The 3,359-nt window shown below is 43.3% G+C and carries 4 protein-coding genes; 1 reads left to right on the plus strand and 3 read right to left on the minus strand.

Features of this window, described 5'->3' with window-relative positions; genetic code table 11:
- Nucleotides 1-247: 247 nt before the first annotated feature.
- Genes GF309_13330 through GF309_13340 form a run of 3 tightly spaced genes read right to left on the minus strand, consistent with a single transcriptional unit; the run spans nt 248 to nt 2,855 of the window.
- Nucleotides 248-505, minus strand: a complete 258-nt coding sequence (locus GF309_13330; GenBank protein MBD3159758.1) for a hypothetical protein — start codon at nt 503-505, stop codon at nt 248-250.
- Nucleotides 506-517: 12 nt separating this feature from the next.
- Complete coding sequence (locus GF309_13335) at nt 518-1,183, minus strand: hypothetical protein (GenBank protein ID MBD3159759.1); 666 nt, start codon at nt 1,181-1,183, stop codon at nt 518-520.
- Between the two features lie 49 nt (nt 1,184-1,232).
- Nucleotides 1,233-2,855 carry a hypothetical protein gene (locus GF309_13340; protein ID MBD3159760.1) on the minus strand — a complete coding sequence of 541 codons (1,623 nt, stop codon included), beginning with the start codon at nt 2,853-2,855 and terminating at the stop codon, nt 1,233-1,235.
- Between the two features lie 257 nt (nt 2,856-3,112).
- Here GF309_13340 and GF309_13345 point away from each other — a divergent pair.
- The coding region (locus GF309_13345; GenBank protein ID MBD3159761.1) for an ATP-binding cassette domain-containing protein at nt 3,113-3,359 on the plus strand (247 nt) is incomplete at its 3' end.

The raw sequence follows: 3,359 nt of genomic DNA on the forward strand, positions 1-3,359 counted from the left end.
AAAACAGACCGTTGCTCTTCAATCCAATTGGAATATCTCTTGATTTGAGTTCTTTCGCGACAGGCAGCCAGAGTTCTGTACAAATGGTTGGTTCATTCCATGAGAATACTACCCCATTAAATGACTCCTCTCGTGATAGCATAACTAGGGCATCGACTATTTCATCGGAAGTACAACCCTCACCCTGAATATCATAGATATATTCAGAGTTGATACACCTTTTCCGCCCAAATCGATTCGATAGGGGCTATGGACAGTGTAGGTTGCATCCCTCGAAACCGACCGTTGCGAAATCTTTGCCAGAATGGAAATGATAGAACGGTTTCTTTTCAATAGGAGAAGTACCAGCTCCAAGGAAGCTCGAGCAAATCGCTGGTGCTTGTTCTTTTAATCCTCTGACACCGCAATATCCCCAAGAGTCCTCATCGAAAATACATTTCCTCTCGCAAGCGATGCACCGGACGGAATCGGATTCCTCATCAAACAGGAGGTAGTCCAAAACCACGGATTAACCACCTTACCCGGCGGGCTGGGTTCTCATGCTCAAAGATTCATCTTCGGACTCTCTTTCTTCGCGACTCGACCTTCGTTTGGTCTTGAGCCTCTTGGCTTCCTTCTTCCAATAGTCCTCTATTACACTCATGATGAAAGCTGACGCTTTCTCGCATTTGCTGAAGGGATTATCTTCAGGCTGCATTATGTGGATATTGCCAGTCCTGTTCAATCTAACTATAGACGGAACGAGTTCGCCCTCCACCTCCAAATCCACCTGCCAGAATTTCGTCTCCGTACCAATTGATTTTACGTCTTCTACACTAATATCGCCTGTTTTCTTCGACTTACTTCTTGATGCCTTCCGCAGAAGAGTCATCCCTTTGTCAACGCTAGTCTTGAGAGCTTTTAGAACATCGTCATGAAGATTGCTCTCATCTTCAGGCCCCATCGCGATAGATTCTTCAAGCTCTTCGAGCCGAGAATCAATAGTACTTGTTGATTTCGTTCTGCCTTGAGCATAATCTTCAGCAGAGGCAAGAACATCAGATACGGAAGGCATATCTGCAGCTTTAGCAATCTTTGTTTCCCCTAAACCGTCAGAAACTAGTTCATCTATGTCACTGCTTACTTGCTGACGGCGATTTAGGCTCACATCTCGCCGATTCATTTCATTTAGAAGGCTGGACATTCTCCGAACAGCCCTACTTGTTCTAACAACCTTAACCTTCTTACACAAATTATATCCCTCGAGTCTTTCTTTCGGAGACGGTCTTAAAAACACTTTTCAGCTCATTTCTTTGTCCTCTTGATAAGACGTTCATATCCTCAAGATTTTTGAGTCCTCTTCGCACAAGCTCTAAGGTTCTTCCCCAGCCTAGCTCATTGTTTGATTGACCAATCCGTGACATTCTTCTATTGAATTCGGGTTCATCAGCCATCGAAGTTACCTTTTCAACGAATCTAGAAGCCAAATCCTCAAGCTCGTCCAAAAACTCAGTTTCGCCAAGTCTTAGACGCCACAGATTCCTCTCTGTAAGTTGAACTGCGGTTGGTCCTAAAACATGACGAAATGAACTTCCAAAACCGAAAATAACAAGCGGACAATATAACAAGGTAATCTGATCAGTAGACATGGCGAAAGTATCAGAACCGTCAAGAGTCAATTCCTCGAAACCAGATGTAATTTCCTGGTATTGGTCAATATAGGGCTCAAAGCTTGAATCTATCGAGTTTTCAAGGGATGTAATCCCATCATTGATTTCGCTGATGTTCTGGAGTTGTGATTCCTGTTCACTTATTGCAGAATCGAATTGCCTAACTTGCCTTTGTCCATTCTCAATCTCCCTCTCAAGTTGCTGGACATTTCTCTGTAACTCGGGAATTGTAGATTGGGCCCTGCTAATTTCGTTGTTTAAGGACCTGATTTCACTCCGAATGGAAGATATGCTACTGCGTTTCTGGTTCTGAGTACGCCGAAGAGCACGATATTCTGGAGTATGAGCTTCACCTCTTGATCGGTTAAGTTCACGTTCAATTCGTTGTATGTCGCGTTCCTCAGACTCGATTTGCAGTTCATATCTGCGAATGGCATTGTTTCTTTCTCGGATTGCATCCCTCAACTGTGTTATACGCTGGCTGTATCGCCTATTTTCTTCTCTCAACGATGAGATGGTCTGCTGGAGTTGATTCCGGCTGCCTCTCAGCTGTTCAAGTCTCCTTCTTGTGTTATTTGTCCGAGATTTGAGCTCTTGCTGAACAGGTTCGATTACTTCAGATACTGCGGTCGTTCTGAGATTACCAAGAGTTTGTACGTCTTGTTGCAGTTCTTCAAGTGACTCATAGTCGCTCCTCAGTCTATCCAATGATTCATCAAGTGCTTCGTTAGGGAACCATGCGTATGCTTTTGTAGTACTCTGCAAAACAGAATCAATAGGAGTTGAGAATCTAGCTAGCATGGCGAGTTGTTCTCCAATATGTTGAGGGAGGAACTCTATTGTTTTGGAATCCTTTGATCGTATTGACGGGCATCGCATTGCGGATAAATCTTCGTAGCTTTTAGAGCCAAGACTTCGAATGAAATTCTCCCCCTTGTCAGTATCGGGTATATTGAAATTTCTCTCGAAATTCAACAACCCTACAGCATCTCTGAGAAGAAACTGGTCATCAGAAATGGGGATAAGAAAGAAAGGCCAATTGATTCTTGTCATCCAATCTATATCGGAGCTATCTATTTGAAACTTCGAAAGGCCAAGTAACAGAGTAAGGCAAGTCTCTATTCCAAGATCATCCACTGGAACATACTCATTATCATCAGTTCTCTGAACCAGAAAAGGCATCAAAAACTCATTACTGGATTCCAATTATATGAAACCTCTCAGCCGTATTCTGTCTCAGTTCTGCCATAAGCCAACTTATGAGTTCTGTGCCAACAAACCCAATCCCAAATCATTAGAAGAAAATTCGCCATGAATTTGTATCACTAGATGAATGTTCAAGATACTGAGATATATAGGAGCAAATACAGAGAGAAACTTGCATCCTGTTGATAAGGCTAAAGAGAATCCATCCAAACAGAAAATCATATCGATTTCAAGCAGGAATTCAGGCTCTGATAGTCATGAAGAACGACATTATCGAGATAAGCAATCTCAGCAAAGTGTTTGAAGCCGGAACAAAGCAGGAGGTGGTTGCACTTCGCGATGTGACATTGAGCATCAAACGCGGAGAGGTCTTTGGCCTCCTGGGCCCTAATGGGGCAGGTAAGACTACACTGATTCGCATTCTTATTGGGCTTCTCACTCCAACCAGAGGACACGCCTCAGTTCTTGGCTATGATGTCCTCGAAGAAATTGAGAGTATACGAC

It is taken from the genome of Candidatus Lokiarchaeota archaeon, from assembly GCA_014730275.1.
In the GTDB taxonomy this organism is placed as follows: Archaea; Asgardarchaeota; Thorarchaeia; order Thorarchaeales; family Thorarchaeaceae; genus WJIL01.